The organism is Mesorhizobium sp. WSM4821 (assembly GCF_055901555.1).
In genome coordinates this window covers 6,862,529-6,880,133 of the sequence record NZ_CM148371.1, presented here as the reverse complement: position 1 = coordinate 6,880,133, position 17,605 = coordinate 6,862,529, and the positions used below count along the sequence as shown (strand labels likewise).

At 63.5% G+C, this 17,605-nt stretch carries 17 protein-coding genes, 1 pseudogene and 1 riboswitch; of the genes and pseudogenes, 8 read left to right on the top strand and 10 right to left on the bottom strand.

Annotated features, from left to right (window positions below; all coding sequences use genetic code 11):
- Window positions 1–202 precede the first annotated feature (202 nt).
- A complete protein-coding gene (locus tag AC0NID_RS33550; protein WP_473456501.1) occupies window positions 203–583 on the top strand; it encodes a hypothetical protein in 381 nt (126 codons plus the stop codon).
- 602 nt (window positions 584–1,185) lie between these two features.
- On the opposite strand, the pseudogene AC0NID_RS33545 reads toward AC0NID_RS33550, so the two are convergent.
- Window positions 1,186–1,367: pseudogene (locus AC0NID_RS33545) on the bottom strand (nucleoside hydrolase); the annotation flags it as partial.
- A 329-nt stretch (window positions 1,368–1,696) separates the two neighbouring features.
- Here AC0NID_RS33545 and AC0NID_RS33540 point away from each other — a divergent pair.
- Together AC0NID_RS33540 and AC0NID_RS33535 are read left to right on the top strand one after the other, a co-directional pair.
- Entirely contained in the window at window positions 1,697–2,392 is a 696-nt protein-coding gene (locus AC0NID_RS33540; protein WP_473456502.1) for an SDR family NAD(P)-dependent oxidoreductase, read from the top strand.
- 160 nt (window positions 2,393–2,552) lie between these two features.
- Window positions 2,553–3,572 (top strand): isopenicillin N synthase family dioxygenase, encoded by a 1,020-nt coding sequence (locus AC0NID_RS33535; RefSeq protein WP_473456503.1) that lies wholly within the window; start codon window positions 2,553–2,555, stop codon window positions 3,570–3,572.
- Window positions 3,573–3,654: 82 nt separating this feature from the next.
- On the opposite strand, the gene AC0NID_RS33530 is transcribed toward AC0NID_RS33535, so the two are convergent.
- Genes AC0NID_RS33530 through AC0NID_RS33490 form a run of 9 tightly spaced genes read right to left on the bottom strand, consistent with a single transcriptional unit; the run spans window position 3,655 to window position 12,208 of the window.
- The gene (locus AC0NID_RS33530) at window positions 3,655–3,876 is read right to left on the bottom strand and encodes a hypothetical protein (RefSeq protein WP_473456504.1); all 222 of its coding nucleotides are present in this window, start codon (window positions 3,874–3,876) and stop codon (window positions 3,655–3,657) included.
- Window positions 3,876–5,702 (bottom strand): allophanate hydrolase, encoded by a 1,827-nt coding sequence (gene atzF, locus AC0NID_RS33525; protein ID WP_473456505.1) that lies wholly within the window; start codon window positions 5,700–5,702, stop codon window positions 3,876–3,878. The genes AC0NID_RS33530 and atzF overlap by 1 nt, the downstream gene beginning before the upstream one ends.
- Window positions 5,699–6,049: a cupin domain-containing protein gene (locus AC0NID_RS33520; protein WP_473456506.1), complete on the bottom strand. Its 351-nt coding sequence runs from the start codon at window positions 6,047–6,049 to the stop codon at window positions 5,699–5,701. Before AC0NID_RS33520 ends, atzF begins: the two co-directional genes overlap by 4 nt.
- Window positions 6,042–6,710, bottom strand: coding sequence for a cysteine hydrolase family protein (locus AC0NID_RS33515; protein WP_473456507.1), 669 nt, complete (start codon window positions 6,708–6,710; stop codon window positions 6,042–6,044). The genes AC0NID_RS33520 and AC0NID_RS33515 overlap by 8 nt, the downstream gene beginning before the upstream one ends.
- The gene (locus tag AC0NID_RS33510) at window positions 6,710–8,236 is read right to left on the bottom strand and encodes an ABC transporter ATP-binding protein (RefSeq protein WP_473456508.1); all 1,527 of its coding nucleotides are present in this window, start codon (window positions 8,234–8,236) and stop codon (window positions 6,710–6,712) included. Before AC0NID_RS33510 ends, AC0NID_RS33515 begins: the two co-directional genes overlap by 1 nt.
- A gap of 9 nt (window positions 8,237–8,245) precedes the next feature.
- Window positions 8,246–8,947, bottom strand: a complete 702-nt coding sequence (biuH, locus tag AC0NID_RS33505; RefSeq protein ID WP_128286417.1) for a biuret amidohydrolase — start codon at window positions 8,945–8,947, stop codon at window positions 8,246–8,248.
- Between the two features lie 25 nt (window positions 8,948–8,972).
- Window positions 8,973–9,899 carry an ABC transporter permease gene (locus AC0NID_RS33500; RefSeq protein WP_473456509.1) on the bottom strand — a complete coding sequence of 309 codons (927 nt, stop codon included), beginning with the start codon at window positions 9,897–9,899 and terminating at the stop codon, window positions 8,973–8,975.
- Window positions 9,899–11,023 carry an ABC transporter permease gene (locus AC0NID_RS33495; protein WP_473456622.1) on the bottom strand — a complete coding sequence of 375 codons (1,125 nt, stop codon included), beginning with the start codon at window positions 11,021–11,023 and terminating at the stop codon, window positions 9,899–9,901. Before AC0NID_RS33495 ends, AC0NID_RS33500 begins: the two co-directional genes overlap by 1 nt.
- Window positions 11,024–11,080: 57 nt before the next feature.
- Window positions 11,081–12,208 carry a BMP family ABC transporter substrate-binding protein gene (locus tag AC0NID_RS33490; RefSeq protein WP_473456510.1) on the bottom strand — a complete coding sequence of 376 codons (1,128 nt, stop codon included), beginning with the start codon at window positions 12,206–12,208 and terminating at the stop codon, window positions 11,081–11,083.
- Between the two features lie 300 nt (window positions 12,209–12,508).
- Between AC0NID_RS33490 and AC0NID_RS33485 the strand changes: the two genes are divergently transcribed.
- From AC0NID_RS33485 to AC0NID_RS33465, 5 genes are all read left to right on the top strand, one after another.
- Complete coding sequence (locus tag AC0NID_RS33485) at window positions 12,509–13,195, top strand: GntR family transcriptional regulator (RefSeq protein ID WP_473456512.1); 687 nt, start codon at window positions 12,509–12,511, stop codon at window positions 13,193–13,195.
- Window positions 13,196–13,379: 184 nt separating this feature from the next.
- A riboswitch (guanidine-I (ykkC/yxkD leader) is annotated at window positions 13,380–13,494 on the top strand.
- Window positions 13,495–13,592: 98 nt separating this feature from the next.
- Window positions 13,593–14,657 carry a putative urea ABC transporter substrate-binding protein gene (locus tag AC0NID_RS33480; RefSeq protein ID WP_473456513.1) on the top strand — a complete coding sequence of 355 codons (1,065 nt, stop codon included), beginning with the start codon at window positions 13,593–13,595 and terminating at the stop codon, window positions 14,655–14,657.
- A gap of 108 nt (window positions 14,658–14,765) precedes the next feature.
- Complete coding sequence (locus AC0NID_RS33475) at window positions 14,766–15,578, top strand: ABC transporter permease (protein ID WP_473456514.1); 813 nt, start codon at window positions 14,766–14,768, stop codon at window positions 15,576–15,578.
- On the top strand, window positions 15,575–16,396 hold the full coding sequence (locus AC0NID_RS33470) for an ATP-binding cassette domain-containing protein (RefSeq protein WP_473456516.1): 822 nt from the start codon (window positions 15,575–15,577) through the stop codon (window positions 16,394–16,396). Before AC0NID_RS33475 ends, AC0NID_RS33470 begins: the two co-directional genes overlap by 4 nt.
- Complete coding sequence (locus AC0NID_RS33465) at window positions 16,397–17,605, top strand: agmatinase family protein (protein WP_473456517.1); 1,209 nt, start codon at window positions 16,397–16,399, stop codon at window positions 17,603–17,605. It begins immediately after the preceding gene.

The following is a 17,605-nucleotide window of genomic DNA, read 5'->3' as shown; positions in this document are numbered from 1 at the left end:
GACTGCGGGCGCGCTACGCCGGCATAGAACAGTTGCTTCTCGGCACCTAGTCTAGGCAAACGCGCGAAAATTAGGAGATCAGCCACCAGGAAACTAGGTGACCGCACCGATGCGCGCGGATGCCGCCGCGCGCAGGATGAGTTCGTGAGATGGGAAGGGACTGCCAGGCAGTCCTTGAGCTCGCCAATCGGAGGAAATAGCCATGATCAGATATTCCACCGCATTCGCAACGGTCTTGCTCGCCACCACGAGCGTGGCCGCAGCCTCGGAACTTGCGCCGGGGAACGGCCACAGCATCCGTCTCGGCCCGGTCACGGGCGCCGTCTATTACACGGTCGAGCCAGACGGCTACCGGGTCGTTGCGACCCTGGCTTCCGGGGCCGATGCGCAGCCGGTGCGGTTCGTCTCCACGCTCGGACCGGGGCAACACATGATGATCTCCTTGCCTCAAGCCGTCGGCCAGCCATCGCTCGATTTCAAGATCATGCGGTACGGCACCACGGTTCTCGTGAGAGAACCCGCCGCCATACCGGTGGCCGATCCGATGGAACAGGCATCGATCCAGGATGCTCTTGACCGATGAACCGGCGATGGTCCGCCGTTCGGTGCGGCGGGTGATGCGGGCCGGCACCGATGGGACCTCGACCGCGAACGCCCGGCAGGCCAAAGCCTTGGCGCCGAGCCGCCGCACATCGAGTGCTTCCCTAGAGGCCGCGAGGGTTCCATGACCGGGATCGAAATGGCGCTCCTTGCCTTTCATTCAATGCGGTTCGCGATACGACGGTGCGACCGCAGTGTCGCTGCCAACCGCATGGCGATACCGCTGTGTACAAAAACGCGTCGTTCCTGACGGGTGTCTGTCCCTGGAACCGCACGAAAATTAGGTAGTTCCCGCAAAAGCAGGACCGGTCCGCGAAAACTGGGGAACCGGCCGCCCAAAAATAGGTGATGGCACCGATTTGCGTACCCGCCGGCACGCATAGAGTTGGGGCCGCAGCGTGGAAGGCTTTCCCAAGATCATTCACGCCTTCCTGATCCGAAGGAAGTGGGCACTGGGGCGAGGCGCAGGAAGCCGCCGACGGCGTCGAAATCGCGCGCCGTCGGCGGGTATGCGCTCCGATCTCTCAAGCCGGGAGTGCGGCCCCCGCGATCCACGCAATCAGGAACGTGCCGTGTCGCTTCGGTTTAATCCCGCAGCAGATCGAACATCAGTTGAAGAAGCGGTCCGCATCGACCTCATGCGCGATTTCGCCGCGCTCGCCCCAGAAATCGGCGACAGTCGCGCCGAATGCGTAGCTGCCGGAGAGGTCGACGCCGATATGGGCGGGACGCGTGCGCACCAGCGTCGGATCGATCGCCAGCGTCAGCTGGCCGATCGACGGCGGCCAGACCTTGCAGAGCTGGGCCAACGCGCCGGCCGGCAGCGCGTTTCCGAAATTTTGGTAAGTCGCCTTCATAGGCTGAGATGCCTCGTCTCCGTCGGCGGGTTCAAGCAATCCGGCAAGGACCGCGAACATGGCGAGTTCTGCCTCTGCGATTGTCTTCCGCCGGCTACAGCGCAATGTAGGGGCCATTTGGCACACCAGCGGCTATGCTGGCCCGGAAACACTTTCAGAAACACGAGTGATAGAACCTGGATTTCCAATCCGCCGAACTAGAACCCGTATCACACCAGAATCAGAAAAGGAGAAGCTCCATGACATCAGACGTGGCGGTTATCGCGGGAGCAGGGCAGGGGCTGAGCGCCTCGCTTGCACGTCTTCTCGCCAAAGAGGGCTTTCGCGTTGTTCTGGCTGCCCGCAACGTCGGCAAGCTGAGCGCGCTGGTCGACGAGACTGGCGCGCTGGCGGTCGAAACGGACGTTGCCGATGTCGCGTCGGTCGAAAACCTGTTCGACATCGCCGACAAGGCCGGTCCGTTGTCCCTTGTGGTGTTCAACGCCAGCGGACGCGCCCGCGGGCCGATAGCCGGTCTCGATCCCGAGGCGGTCAGGCAGGCATTGCTGGTCGGTGCCTATGGCGGGTTCCTGGTCGGCCAGCAGGCCGCGCGCCGGCTGCTTTCCCGTGGCTCCGGCTCGATCCTGTTCACCGGCGCCACCGCGAGCGTCAAGGGGTTTGCGGGCTCGGCCGGCTTTGCCATGCCAAAGTTCGGCCTGCGTGGGCTGGCGCAATCCATGGCCCGCGAACTTGCCCCGAAGAATATCCACGTTGCGCATTTCATCATCGACGGTGCGATCGCGTCGAACGGGCCTGGACAGGCCGGCGAACCCGACCGGCAGGATCGCCGGCTGTCTCCGGACGCGATCGCCGAAACCTATCTTGCAATTCACCGGCAGCATCGCAGCGCCTGGAGCTCGGAGCTCGAACTCAGGCCATGGGTCGAGACTTTCTGAGCCCGGGCCGTCCATTCGGACGTTATTTGCCTGCCGGTCGCTAAACGCAGCGCTGACTTTCCTCCATTCGCGTCGAGATTGGATCGGGCGTTGCTTTGATCGCAATGCTCCGCGTGACACCGTAAGGCGTGATCCACGCCTGAAGCAGAAGGAGGTGACCATGGCCAGGATTGTCCCCGTGCTCGATCTCAGCCGTCTCGAACAAGGCGCATCGGAGCGCCGGACCTTTCTGTTCGACCTGCGCACCGCGGCCCGCGACGTCGGGTTCTTTTATCTCAGCGGTCATGGAATTTCGGCTGTGCAAATCGACGAGGTGCTCGACGCCTCCCGGCGGTTCTTTGCGTTGCCGGAAGCCGACAAACTGGCCATCGAAATGATCGAGTCCCCGCAGTTCCGCGGCTACACGCGCACCGGCGGAGAACTGACCAGGGGCAAGGCCGATTGGCGCGAACAACTCGACATCGGCATCGAGCGCCGACCCATCCCACAATGCCCGGGCATTCCTGCCTGGACGCGGCTGCAAGGGCCGAACCAATGGCCTTCAGCCCTGCCGGAACTCAAGCCGGCGCTGCTTGCATGGCAGACCGGGGCGACGGCGGTGGCGATCCGCCTGCTTAAGGCCTTCGCGCTGTCGCTCGACCAGGCCGAGGACGCTTTCGATCCGATCTATGGCGGTGAGCCCAACCATCGCATGAAGATCGTGCGCTATCCTGGGCGCGAGGCAACCGGCGACGGCCAGGGCGTCGGCGCACACAAGGACGGCGGTTTCCTGACGCTCCTGCTTCAGGACGAGAACAAGGGGCTGCAGGTCGAGTATGACGGAAGCTGGGTGAATGTGGATCCGATCCCTGGAACGCTGGTGGTCAATATCGGCGAACTCCTCGAACTGGCATCGAACGGTTATCTCAGGGCGACAGTTCATCGTGTCGTGACGCCGCCGGCAGGTGTCGAGCGGATTTCCGTTCCCTTTTTCTTCAGCGCCCGGCTCGATGCGACGATCCCGTTGCTCACCTTGCCTGAAGAACTGACGGCCGAGGCGCGCGGGCCGGCGAGCGATCCGGATAATCCGCTGTTTCGCGACGTCGGGACCAATGTGTTGAAAAGCCGCCTGCGCTCCCATCCCGACGTGGCGCGCCGGCACTATGCCGATCTCCTCGAAACGGGAGCGTCGCCGGTCTGAAGGCATCAGGGCGAATTGAACAGTTCGTCGTTCGCCGGCCGTTCTTGTTTCGTCGCCCTGATGGCATCAGCGTTCAGGAGCTTCACCGCGTGTGCCGTACGAGATAGGGCTCGACCAGGGCACGTATGTCTGCAACGGGTGCTGCCTTTCCGGCCGCATGCAGTGTCAGTTCGTAGCGCACAAAATCCTCCGCCGCGCCGTCGAAGTCACGGCGCGACAGCTGGCCCTTGATCAGCGCCTTGCAGACGCGGACGGGACAGGGTTGCGCGAGGCAGCACCAGTGTGGCGAATGCGAAATTCGCATCACATTGGAGCGGCACGTTGCCATTCCCCGCCGGCTTTTGCGATGAAGCTGCGCCAGCCGCCATAGGCTGAAATGTCGATCGCCTGCGACAACCCGGCGGTTTCGACCAGGAAGCCCTTGGCCGATGTTCCGTCATCGAGCTCGATCGTGCCTATGCCGAGCGGCGGCGGGATCGCGGCCACAAATCGTCCGAACGCGTCCGCAGAAAGCCGCCAAACCTCGACATCGACCGCCGCCCCTCTGCCATCGGCAACACGCACGAGCCCCGGCTTCGGCACAGATTGACCGGCCAGCGCATAAAGCTGATAGGAGGGGACCGTCTTGGCGACCCTGCTCAACTGCGCGCCGAGCGCGCAGAGCTGGCCGTTGAGCGGCATTCCCGACAAATGCGCGCCGACGACCACGAGCTCGATCATGTCGTCGTCGAAGTCAGGGCTCTTGGCGGCGCAGGCCGGCATTGCCCAGCCGGTCGCGCCAAGGCCGAGACCGCTGACAGCATGGAGCTCGCTGGCGAATGCCGCCGTCAGGGCGTCCTTGCCGGCGGCGGCGAGGCAAGTAACGCTCATCGGCAAGCCGTCGTCGCGCTTTCCCGTCGGTACGGCGATGCCGCACATATCGAGCAGATTGACGAAATTGGTGTAGGTACCGAGCCGGCTGTTGGTGGCGATCGGATCGGCCAGGACCGCCTCCAGCGAATAATGTGTCGGGGCGGTCGGCACACAGAAAAGGTCGACCGAGGCGATGACCGGCGCCAGCCTGGCCTTGTAGGCCTGCAGCGCATACAGCCCATTGAAAGCATCCGCCGCGGAAAGCTTTCGCGCCCCGCCGATGATTGTGCGCGTCACCGGATGCATGATCGCTTCGTTCGCTTCCATGAAATCCGCGATCGCCGCATAGCGCTCGGCCACCCATGCTCCTTCGTAAAGCAGGTTGGCGGTGGCGTAGAAATCGCCGAAGGGAATTTCGACCAACCGGCAGCCGAGTTGTTCCAGCGTCCGCAGCGCGGTTTCGAATCCCGCCTGCATGGCGGTGTCGCCAAAAAATTCCCGGTCCGCTTTTGCCGGAACGCCGACAGTCAGCACAGGCGGACGCCGGCCAAGGGATGGTGGCGCGATAGAGCGCGAATAGGGATCGGCGTCGTCCTTCGCCGCTGCGGCCCTGAAGACCGCGTAGGCGTCATCGACGGTGAGCGCGAAGATAGAGACGCAATCGAGTGTGCGGCAGGCCGGCACGACGCCGGCGGCCGACAGCGCGCCGACAGTCGGCTTCAGCCCGACGATGTTGTTGAGGCCGGCGGGAATGCGGCCGGATCCGGCAGTATCGGTACCGAGCGCGAAGGAAACGATGCCGCGCGCCGTAGACACGGCCGAGCCGGAGGAAGAGCCGCCCGGCACCAGTCCCGGATCGATCGCGTTTCTCGGGATCGGATAGGGCGTGCGCACGCCGACGAGGCCGGTGGCGAACTGGTCGAGATTGGTCTTGCCGACGACCAGCGCGCCGGCCGCCCTCAGACGCGCGACGACGGTGGCGTCTTTCGCCGGCAAGTAGGCGTATTCCGCGCAGGCGGCCGTGGTCGGCATGCCGGCAACATCGATGTTGTCCTTGACCGCGAACGGCACGCCCCAGAGCGGCCTTGCCTCGGGATCGAATGCGCCGAGTGCCTCGGCTCCGGCGAGCAGCTCCGTCTTGCTCGCCAGATGGATGAAGATGCCGGGATCGTCCGCTTCCGCTATGCGCTGGAGCACGGTTTCAATGACGGTCGCTGCCGATGTGCCGGAGGCATAGGCTGCATGCAGGCTCCCGATGTCAAAGCGGATGTCGCTCATTTGGCCTCGTCCAGAATGACCACCGGCAGATTCCACTGGATCAGCACGATGCAACCGTCTTTCGTCCACACCGAATGTTCGGTCCCGACTGGGTTCAGGATCACGCTGCCGGCAGTATAGTCGCCATTTTCGTCACTCTGTATGCCTTCCAGCACCACGATGGTTTCGAGCCCGACATGGCGGTGGCGCGGCACGCCGGCGCCGGGTCGATAATTCAGGATCGCGACCGACGGCTCGACCGGTCCGCCCTTGAGCAGCCAATGCGCAGTGATGCCTTCGCGAAAGTGCTCGAATGCCAGATCACGCCAACCCCCTCCGATGAGAGCCGGGTATGCAATGTTAGGCATCGGCAATTCCTTTGAGCACTTGGTCCGTCATCGCCGTCCAGCCGACGATCGCGCCCTGCGCCCTGATCATGGCCAGCGCGGCCGCCTTGAACTCCGGAAAGTAGCTTTCCGTCGCATCCTCGGCCAGCAGGCATTCATAGCCGCGGTCATTGGCCTCGCGCATGGTCGTCTGAACGCAGACTTCCGTGGTGACCCCTGCAAAGATGAGCTGCTGAACGCCGAGCCGCTTCAGGTCCTCGCCGAAGCTGGTGGCGTAAAACGCGCCCTTGCCGGGTTTTTCGATGACGATCTCGCCAGGCAGCGGGGCCAGTTCGGTGAGGATCGCTGTTCCCGGCTCGCCGACGATCAGCACACGACCCATTGGACCGACATCGCCGATTTTGATCGACGGATTGCCGCGATTGCGCTTGGCCGGCGGCAGATCCGAAAGGTCGGGTCTGTGGCACTCCATCGTGTGGATCACCGGCAGGCCGGCGGCGCGGAATCCCTCGATCAGCCTTTTCACCGTCGGCACGATCGCCACCACCCGGCTGACATCGTTGCCGAGGCTGGCGCCGAAGCCGCCAGGCTCGGCGAAGTCGCGCTGCATGTCGATGACGACCAGTGCCATCGTCCCTGGCCTGAAGGCAAACGGAAACGGCAGTGCGTCGATCGCGGCCATCAGTGATGACCCGCCATATGTTCACCGATCGTCTGCACGCTCGCCTGCGCGATCGGCGTTTCATAAACCAGCGCGCCGTCGGACATCACCAAGATGCGGTCGGAAAGTTCAAGCAGCTCGTCGAGATCTTCCGACATCAGCAGCACCGCCGCGCCCGCATTGCGCGCCCTCATGATGCGGGCGCGGATTTCGGCTACGGCGGAGAAATCGAGGCCAAAGCAGGGATTGGATACGATGAGAAGATCGACCTCGCCGGTCAATTCGCGGGCGAGTACGGCGCGCTGCACATTGCCTCCGGACAGCGATGAAATCGGCGAGGCGAGCGAGGCCGTCTTGACCTTGAACTGCTCGACCAGACGGGTCGCGTAGTCCCTGATGGAACTCATATTGATCCAGTTGATCGGCTTGCCGGCCTCGTTCAGGTCGAAGGTCCGGAATGCCATGTTTTCCGCAACCGTCATCCTCGGCGCGCAGGCATTGCGCAACGGTTCTTCCGGGATGAAACGCACATTGAGCGTGCGTGCCTCGGCGCGGCTGGCGCCATAGGGCGACCCCTTCACCAGAACGTCGCCGGCATCACGCGTGCGCTGCCCGGCAAGGACCTCGAGAAATTCCTTCTGGCCGTTGCCGGAAATACCGGCGACACCGACGATCTCTCCAGACTTCACATCGAGCGCGCCGATATTGATTGTCTTCAGGCCGGTTCGGTCGGGCGCCTTCAGCGACTTCACCGTCAGAACCTGCCTGGCATCGACCGGCACTGGAGAGCGTGAGTCGAGCGCGGCAATCGGCTGGTCGCCGATCATCATCGCCGCCATCTGCTTGTGAGACAGCTCCGACACTTTCCCCGTTCCTGTCAGTCTGCCCTTGCGCAGCACCGTGATGTCGTCGGCGAAAGCCGTCACCTCGTGGAATTTATGCGAGATCATCAGCACGGTGAGGTCGCCCGCCTTGGTCATGCCGCGGACGAGTCCGAGCACTTCCTGCGCCTCGCCGGGGGTCAGCACGGAAGTCGGCTCGTCCAGCACCAGGAAACTGCGGCCGAGATAAAGCTGCTTGATGATTTCGAGCTTCTGTTTCTCGCCGGCGGCGAGCTCGGCCACCTTGACGTCGAGCGGCAGCTTGAACGGCATCCGCTCCATGAATTGGGCAAGTGCGGCGCGCTCCTTGCGCCAGTCGATAATCCCCGGCACCTCCTCGCGGGAAATGACCAGGTTTTCCGCACCCGTCAGCGACGGGACAAGGGTAAAATGCTGGTAGACCATGCCGAGGCCGAGCGCCGAGGCATCCTTCGGACTGGCGATCCCGACCTCATGCCCGTTGACCAGAATGTCGCCGGAGGTCGGATGATAAAAACCCATCATGCATTTGACCAGTGTCGACTTGCCGGCGCCGTTTTCGCCGAGCAGCGCATGGAACGATCCTGCGGGCACCTTGATTGACACGCCGTCCAGCGCGGTGAAGGCGCCGAAGCGCATCGTCATGCCGATCGTCTCGACGCCGACTGCCTTTTTGCGGTCACTCATGGTCGAACCTCATGGCAATTGGGCGACGAAGGACGCCGAGTTCGATACCGCACCGAACACGCCGCCCTGCATCTTGATCATCTTGATCGCAGCCAGATGGTTGCCGTAGTCGGTCGCCCCGCAACAATCCTCCAGCATCACGCATTCGAAGCCGCGGTCATTGGCCTCGCGCATCGTCGTATGCACGCAGACGTCCGTGGTGATACCGGTGAGCACGATGTTTTCGATGCCGCGCTGGTTGAGGATCAGCTCCAGGTCGGTGGCGCAGAAAGAGCCCTTGCCTGGCTTGTCGATGATCGGCTCGCCTTCGGCCGGATAGAGGTCGGGGATGATATCCCAGCCGGGCTCGCCGCGCACCAGGATGCGTCCGCAAGGTCCGGGGTCACCGATGCCGGCGTTGATACGGCGCGAGCGCCAGCGCTTGTTGGCCGGCAGGTCGGCGAGATCGGGCCGGTGGCCCTCGCGCGTGTGGATGATGGTGTAGCCTTTCGCCCGCATGGCCGACAGCACCGATTTGATCGGCTCAATCGGCGCCCGCACCAACGAAAGGTCGTAGCCCATATGGTCGACATAGCCGCCCGGACCGCAGAAATCGGTCTGCATGTCGATGATGATCAGCGCCGTGTTGTCGGGCCGAAGCTCGCCATTGTAGGGCCATGGATAAGGATCGGCGTCGATGTAGCGCTGCGTGACCTCGGCTCTGGCGTTCATTGAGCAAAACTCCAGTCTGGAAATGTCATTTGGTGATCGACAGTTCGCCCGGCGCGCCGGCCAGCGAACGGCTCGGCGACGAGGTGGCGATCATGATGAAAAGGGTGAGAATGTAGGGTGCGGCGTAGAACAGGTAATAGCCTTGCGTGACGCCGACCGATTGCAGTGCCGGCCCCAGCGCGCCGGCCCCGCCGAACAACAGCGCCGCGGCAAAGCAGCCGAGCGGGTTCCAGCGCGCGAAGATGACCAGCGCCACCGCCATCAGTCCCTGGCCTGACGAAATGCCTTCGCTCCAGCTGCCGGGATAATAGAGCGACAGGTAGGCGCCGCCGATGCCGGCCAGCGCGCCGCCGGTGCCGGTGGCGAGGAGGCGCACCGTGTTGGGGTTGAGGCCCATGGCGCGCGCGGCGTCGGAACTGTCGCCGACCACGCGCACGATCAGGCCAGCGCGGGTGTTGCGGAAAGCCCACCACAGGAACGCGGCAAGCGCCGCGCCGATCAGGAACAGGACGTTGACGTTGAGCGCCGCCTGCACCTGCGGAATATCGGACCAGCCGCCAATGGGGATGGCCGGCAGGTCGGGCGCCGAAGGCTGGATGAACGGTTTGCCGAAGAAGAAGGCGAGACCCGAGCCGAACAGCATCAGCGCAATGCCGACGGCGATGTCGTTAACCCCACGGAATTTGCAGATCCAGCCGTGGAACAGGCCGAAACAAAGACCGGCAGCTGCTGCAGCCAGCAGACCGAGCCATGGCGAGCCGGTCGTCACCGCCACGGCATAGGCGGTCATCGCGCCGAAGACCAGCGTGCCTTCGAGGCCGAGATTGATGCGCCCCGAACGTTCGGTGATGGCTTCGCCCAGCGAGACGAAGATGAAGGGCGTCGAAACGCGGATGGCGCCGCCCAGCATGGCGAGCGGAACGCCCCAGAGGCCGATCTCGGTTGCGTCCATCAGGCAGTTCCCTTCAACAGATCGGGCCCCTTCAAGAGATCGGGCCTCTGCCAGAGGTCGGGATTGAAGGCCTTGAAGCGGCCGTAGAAGGTTTCGCTAAACAGGATGACGATGAAGAGCATGCCTTGCAGCACCAGCACGGTGGCGTCAGGCAGATCCATGCGACGTTGGATCAGGCCTCCGGAGGCGTCGATGCCACCAAGCAGGAAGGCGACCGGAATGATGGCGAGCGGATTGTGGCGCCCAAGAAAAGCAACCAGGATACCGGTATACCCGTAGCCGGCGGCGAGCGAGGCATTGGCGCTGCCTTGCACGGCGGCGACTTCCAGCATGCCGGCAAGGCCGGCGAAGCCTCCGGCCAGTGCTGTGAAACCGACGATCAGCGGCCCGACAGCAAGTCCCTGCACCTGGGCCGCCCTGACATTGCCGCCGGCGATGCGGGCGGCGAAACCCCAGCGGGTCTTTTCGATCAGCAGCCAGGAAAGGATGCAGGCGATGACACCGGCGACGAGCCCCCAATGCACGTCCATGCCCGGAATGTTGCCGATGCGGTAGGCCTCCGCCAGCGGCTCCGTCGACGGTTTGTTGAGTGAGGCGGGATCGCGCAGCGGTCCTTCCACCAGATGGTTCATCAGGGCGATGGCGATATAGGCCATAAGCAGACTGGAGATTGTTTCGTTGACGGCGCGGTAGTGGCGGAGCGCGCCGGCGGCACCGATCCAGATGCCGCCGGCGGCCATGCCCGCCACGCCCATGGCAAGAATAACGAAAAAGGAGGGGGCGCCGCTGGTGGCCACGCCGGTTGCGGCTGCGGCAACGCCGCCCAGCACGATTGCGCCTTCGCCGCCGATGACGACGAGGCCGAGCCGAGCCGGCAGCGCCACGCAGAGCGCCGCGAGCAGCAAGGGTGCGGCCCGCGACAGCGAGTTCTGGATCGAGAACCACGAACCGAAGCCGCCGCGCCACATCGTTTCATAGAGCTGGACCGGAGACTTGCCGACAGCCAAGATGAACAGGCTGAACATGGCCATGCCGACGATCATCGCCGCGACCGGGATGACGAAGGCTTCCGCCCGCCGGGCGAGCCATTCGAGCGCCGTCGGATAGCCCTTGGCGCCGAGCATCGCCGGTACGCCCGCACTGCTCACCGCGTCTGCCATGGCCCCGTCTCCGCTCCATTTTCAGCTGGTCGACCCGACGACACCCTCGACGAGATAGTCCATGCTCTCCAACTCGATCGCGGTCTCGACGAAGGTCTGGCTCTCGGTTGCGACGACATCGCCCTTGTTGTTCTTCAACGGCCCCTTGATCACCGAAAAGCCGCCCTTCATCATTTCGGCAAGCGTGCCGTCGAACTGCGTGCGCGCCGCCTCGCTGACGGCGGGGCCGAGCGGGCTCATCTTGACGAAGCCGTCGGCCAGGCCGCCGCGCGTGAAATTGGGCAACGGCTTGCCGGCCAGGAGGTCGTCGACAAACATCTTGTAGACTTTCGCCCAGTTCCACTCGGCGCCGGTCAGATACTTCTCGGGCGCCAGCGGGCTCTGATTGGCATGGTAGCCACAGATGAAGGCGCCGCGTCCCGCCGCCGTTTCGACCACGACCTTCGGGCTGTCGACATGACAGGTGATGACGTCGGCGCCTTGATCGACCAGCGCATTGGTGGCTTCCGCCTCCTTGACCGCCAGCGACCATTCGCCGGTGAAGATCACCTGGCAGGTGATTGCCGGGTCGACCGAGCGTGCGCCGAGCAGAAAGGAGTTGATGTTGAGCAGGACCTGCGGAATGGGTTTTGCGGCGACGAACCCGAGCTTCTTGGTCTTGGTGGCGTGGCCGGCGGCGACGCCGTTGAGATACTGGCCCATGCCGATATAGCCGAAATAGGAACCGGCGTTGATCGGATGCTTGTCCTTGTTCCACATGCCGCCGCAATGGCGGAACTGCACGTCGGGGAACTTCGCGCACATGGCCAGCATGTGCGGATCGAAATAGCCGAACGAGGTCGGGAAGATCAGCGAGGCGCCGTCGAGGTTGATCATCGATTCCATCGTCTTCTGGACATCGACCGTCTCGGGGACGTTCTCCTCCTCGACGACGGAGATGCCCTCGATCGCCTTCAATGTGGCGGCACCCTCGGCATGCGCCTGGTTGTAGCCGTAGTCGTCCTTGGGCCCGACATAGATGAAGCCGACGGTAGCGGCAGCGGCGAACGCCCTGCTGATCGGAAATGACGCCGAGGCCAGACCAAGCGCCGCTCCGGCGGCGGAGGTCTTGAGCAGATCGCGGCGGCTAAGCATGAATCTTTCGGTCATGTGAATGCTCCCTGTTGGACCCTTTTCCGGGTCGATTACTTCCCTTCTCGTAAAAGTGCATGCAATTGGCGTGCCAGTTTAAAAACCAAAATTTACTTAATAAAATCAGTTGGCATGCTAGTCCGTCGTGCTCAAGCTAAAGGCAATTGCATACACTTTTTGCCTTGAAAATAGCCAGTTTGACAGGTAGATTAAAATAAAGGCATAGAGGGGGCGCGCTCGAGTCGAACTGGCCGGCGGGCGGCTTGCCGCAAAGCAGCGAACAGACTTGACGGAGGAGAATTGTCGAGGAAGCGCAGCTTGATCAGGTCGGGTACGACCGTCGATCAGATGGTGAGGGCGATCGGCGACCGGATCGTCACCGGCTTCCTGCGCCCTGGCGAAAAGCTCGACGAGGCCTCGCTCGCAGCCCGCTTCGATGTATCACGCACCCCAGTCAGGGAGGCGCTCGGCCGTCTCAGCGCCATGGGGTTGGTCGAAAGGCGGCCCAACCGCGGCGCCACCGTCGCCGTGGTCACACAGGAGCATCTCGCCTCGATGTTCGAGAGCATGGCGGAGCTTGAAGCGATCTGCGCGCGGTTTTCAGCAGAGCGCATGACCGCCGGCGAGCGCCGCACGCTCGAGATCGAGCATCAGGCATCGGCGCGTCTTGTGCAGATGGCAGCGGAGGAGGACTACGAGTATTTCAACACGGAGTTCCACACCAGGCTCTATCGGGGCGCGCACAGCAAGCACATCTATGAACTGACCGTCATGACGCGCAGCCGGCTGGCGCCGTTCCGGCGCGCGCAATTCATGCTTCCGGGCCGTCTCGCCAAATCCTGGCAGGAGCACGACGTCATCGTTACCGCGATCATGCGCGGCGACAGCGCTGCAGCGGGAAAAGCAGCCAAGGATCACGTCTCCATCGTCAGCGAGGCGAGCGCCGTCTTTGCAGCTGTTGACCCGATGAAACCGACGGCGGATCAGATCGGGATGTCTTCCTAGCAATCTCGACAGGCCTTGTCGTGCTGGCGGGTGGCAGACAATTCCACAAGGGCAGACTGCCCAATTCGTCGGCGATGCGATGATTTTCGCGTCACTCTCGCGAGTGCTGGAAGCCGCGCTGGCCAAAGAATGCCGGGTATCTGGCATAATTCGACTTTGGCATGCTCCTTGCTTAGTTGATGGCGTGCAGAGCGTCTAGGGTTCCGGCCGCGACAGAGCGGTGCTGGTCCAAGAGATGCGACCGCCAGGGATGCACTGAGGCATCCGGCGGAACACGGCGGGCCAAAATCCCGGGAGAACCCTGCACGGGTTTGCTGGCGCGAACCTCTCCCGGATGCGCGCTCGTGAACCCCAACAAAAGTCCGGACGCAATCCGGATCGCGAACAGGGGTACGCAATGCTTCGCAAGCTGGCCGCAATCATCCTAGCCGCAACACTCAGCCTTCCCATGGTTTCCGCCGCCGGAGCGGCGCCCAAGAAAGACTTCAAGATATGCTGGTCGATCTATGTCGGCTGGATGCCGTGGGGATATCTTGCCGACAGCGGCATCATGAAGAAATGGGCCGACAAATACGGCATTAATGTCGAGATCACCCGCATCAACGACTATGTCGAGAGCATCAACCAGTACACCGCCGGCGGCTTCGACGGCTGTTCGATGACCAACATGGACGCGCTGTCGATCCCCGCAGGCGGCGGCGTCGACACCACCGCCGTGATCATCGGCGACTTCTCCAACGGCAACGATGCCGTGATCCTCAAGGACAAGGCCGCGCTCGCCGACATTGCCGGCCAGAGGGTCAACCTCGTCGAACTCTCCGTTTCGCATTACCTGCTGGCGCGGGCGCTGGATACGGTCAAGCTTGCCGAGAAGGACATCACAGTCGTCAACACCTCCGATGCCGACATGGTCGCCGCCTACGGCACCAGCGACGTCACCTCGGTCGTCACCTGGAACCCGCTGGTTTCCGAGATCGTCGCCATGCCGGGTGCGCACAAGGTGTTCGACTCCTCGCAGATTCCCGGCGAGATCATCGACATGATGGTCGTCAACACCGAGACGCTGAAGGACAATCCGGCATTGGGCAAGGCGCTTGTCGGCGCGTGGTACGAGGCGATGGACCTGATGACCTCGGACACGCCGGAAGGCAAGGCAGCCAAGGAGGAAATGGCCAAGGCGTCCGGTACGGATCTTGCCGGCTTCGACGCGCAGCTCGCCTCGACAGCTATGTTCTTCGACCCCGCCAAGGCGGTCGAGTTCACGATCGGCGCCGAATTGCCGAAGACGATGGATCTCGTTCGTAACTTCCTGTTCAGCCACGGCATCCTCGGTACCAATGCGGTGAGTGTCGACGTCGTCGGCATGAGCTTTCCCGACGGTTCCACGCTGGGCGACGCCAAGAATATCAAGCTGCGCTTCGATCCAGCCTTCATGGCCGAGGCTGCAACCGCAACGCCCTGACGCAGGCGCGATATGCTGGTCAAGGGGATGAGCGCCATGAATGCAGCCTCCGAGGCAGGCGGGGAGGGCGCGCGCCCTTCCCCGCCAAGGCCGAAGGTGCGTCTTCGCATGATCAATGCGAAGATTTCGCGAGGCGGCGCCTTGTTTCTCGGAGGCTTGCCGTTCTTGTTCGTGGCGATCGCCTATCTGATCGCTTCGGCGCAAAGATTGGCGGTCAATCCCAGCGACAAGCTGTTGCCTTCGCCGGTACAGATGTGGTCGGCCTTTCTCGACCTTGCCACGGTACCGGACAAGCGCTCCGGCGACCTCATACTGTGGGTCGACACCTATGCCAGTCTCCTCAGGCTGTTCGCGGGCGTGGGCGTAGCCACGCTCGCAGCACTTTCGATTGGCATCGCCATCGGCTTCATTCCGCGGACGCGGGCCTTCCTGCTGCCCTTCGTCACCGTTGTCTGCGTCATTCCACCATTGGCGCTGCTGCCGATACTGTTCATCGCGCTCGGGCTTGGCGAAACGGCCAAGATCACGCTGATCGCCATCGGCGTCGCGCCGGTGATGGTGCGCGACATTGCCAACCGGGTGATGGAATTGCCGTCCGAACTGGTGGCCAAGGCGCAGACGCTTGGCGGCAACAGCTGGACCATGATCTTGCGACTGGTGCTGCCGCAAGTCATGCCGCGCCTCATCACCTGCGTGCGGCTGGCGCTCGGGCCTGCCTGGCTTTTCCTGATCGCTGCCGAAGCCATCGCCTCGACCGAGGGGCTGGGTTACCGCATCTTCCTCGTCCGCCGCTATCTGTCGATGGACGTCATCCTTCCCTATGTCGCCTGGATCACGCTGCTTGCCGTCATCACCGACTGGCTGCTGGTGCGGCTTTCCCAGTCGGTGTCTCCCTGGGCGCATCCGGTGGAGGCAAGATGAGCCGCATCGTCGTTCATGGGCTGGAAAAGAGCTACGGCGATGCCCGTGTGCTCGAGCGGGTCAATGTCATCGCCGAGGCCGGCGAATTCCTGTCGCTGGTCGGCGCCAGCGGCTGCGGAAAATCGACGTTCCTGCGCATCCTGCTCGGCCAGGAGCAGCAGAGCAGTGGCGTCGTCATCGTCGGCGACGGCCCGATCGTACCCGAACCGACGCCGCAGCGCGGCATCGTCTTCCAGCGCTATTCGGTGTTTCCGCATCTGACCGCCATTCAGAACCTGCTGCTGGTCGAAGATTTTCGCTCGGGCGGGCCGTTTGGCCGCGTTTTCGGCGCCAGGCGCAGAAACGCCAGGCAAGAGGCCAAAGCCATGCTGGAACGGGTTGGCCTTGCCCCTGCGCGCGACCTCTATCCCGCCTCGCTCTCGGGCGGCATGCAGCAGCGGCTGGCGATTGCGCAGACCTTGCTCGGCCGGCCGCGGATCTTGCTTCTAGACGAGCCGTTCGGTGCGCTCGATCCCGGCATCCGCGTCGAGATGCATGAGCTGCTGACCGAGCTCTGGACCGAGCACGGCATGACGGTGGTGATGGTCACCCACGACATCGGCGAGGCCTTCAAGCTCGCCACCCGCGTGCTGGTCTTCGACAAGGTACGCCACGACCCGCAGTTCCCGTCCGCTTACGGCGCGACGATCACCTACGATTTGAAGCTCGACCGCAAGAACCGGGCTTCCCCCCAGGACGTGGCCAAGGTGGCCGCGATGGTCGGGACGGCCCGGCCGGATAGCGCGATCGCGACGACGGCGTCGCAACGGAGAGCTTGAATGTCCAGAAATATCCCCGAACGCAGCCACCGCCGTGCCGGGCTCTTCGCCCGGGAGGCCAGGGAACGCTTCCACCACCCCGATTTCGACGCCCGCGGCACGCAGGGCTGGAAGTCGATCGAGGCCGAGGGGAAGCTGCCGGAAAGCGGCTGGCGCAAGGAGCAGCAATGGGCGCTCGACATGGGCCTGCCGGGGTCGGAGTCGATCGTCGACAAGTCGATCCCGACATTCGCGCGTGGTGAGCTGCCGCATTTCGCCGGCATCAACACCTTTCTCAAGGCGCCCTATGTCGAGAATGTCCGCGATGTCGGCAAATATGATGCCGCCGTCATCGGCATCCCCTTCGACAGCGGCACCACCTATAGGCCAGGAACCCGTTTCGGGCCGCAGGGCATCCGCCGCATCTCGGCGCTCTACACGCCGTACAACTACGAACTCGGCGTCGACCTGCGCGAACAGATGACGCTGTGCGACGCCGGCGACGTCTTCACCATTCCCGCCAACCTCGAAAAGAGCTTCGACCAGATCACCAAGGGCGTCAGCCATGTCGCCTCGTCCGGCGCGCTGCCGATCATGCTGGGCGGCGACCACTCGATCGGCTTCCCTTGCGTGCGCGGCATCGCCGACGTCACCTCCAAGCGCATCGGCATCATCCATTTCGACCGCCATATCGACATCCAGGAAAAGGATCTCGACGAGCGCATGCACACCACGCCCTGGTATTGGGCGACCAACCTGCCGAATGTCTCGGCGACCAATCTCGTGCAACTCGGCATCGGCGGCTGGCAGGTTCCCCGCTACGGCGTCGCCGAGGCGAGGAAGCGCGGCACCAATGTGCTCACCATTGCCGACATCGAGCAGATGGGTCTCGAGAAGGCGGCGGAAATCGCGCTCGAACTCGCCTGGAAAGACACTGACGCCGTCTACATCTCCTTCGACGTCGACAGCCTCGATTGCGGTTTCGTGCCCGGCACGGGCTGGCCGGAGCCGGGCGGCTTTTTGCCGCGCGAGGCGCTCAAGCTGCTTGGGCTGGTGACGGCGCCCGGCATTTGCGGACTGGAGGTGGTCGAGGTCTCGCCGCCCTACGACACGTCGGACATCACGGCGCTGTTCGGCGTGCGCGTCGTCGTCGAGGCGCTCGGCTCGATGGTCGCCCACGGCAATCTCGGCAAGCATAAATCCATCATCGACAAGCCGGTGAGCTTTTGA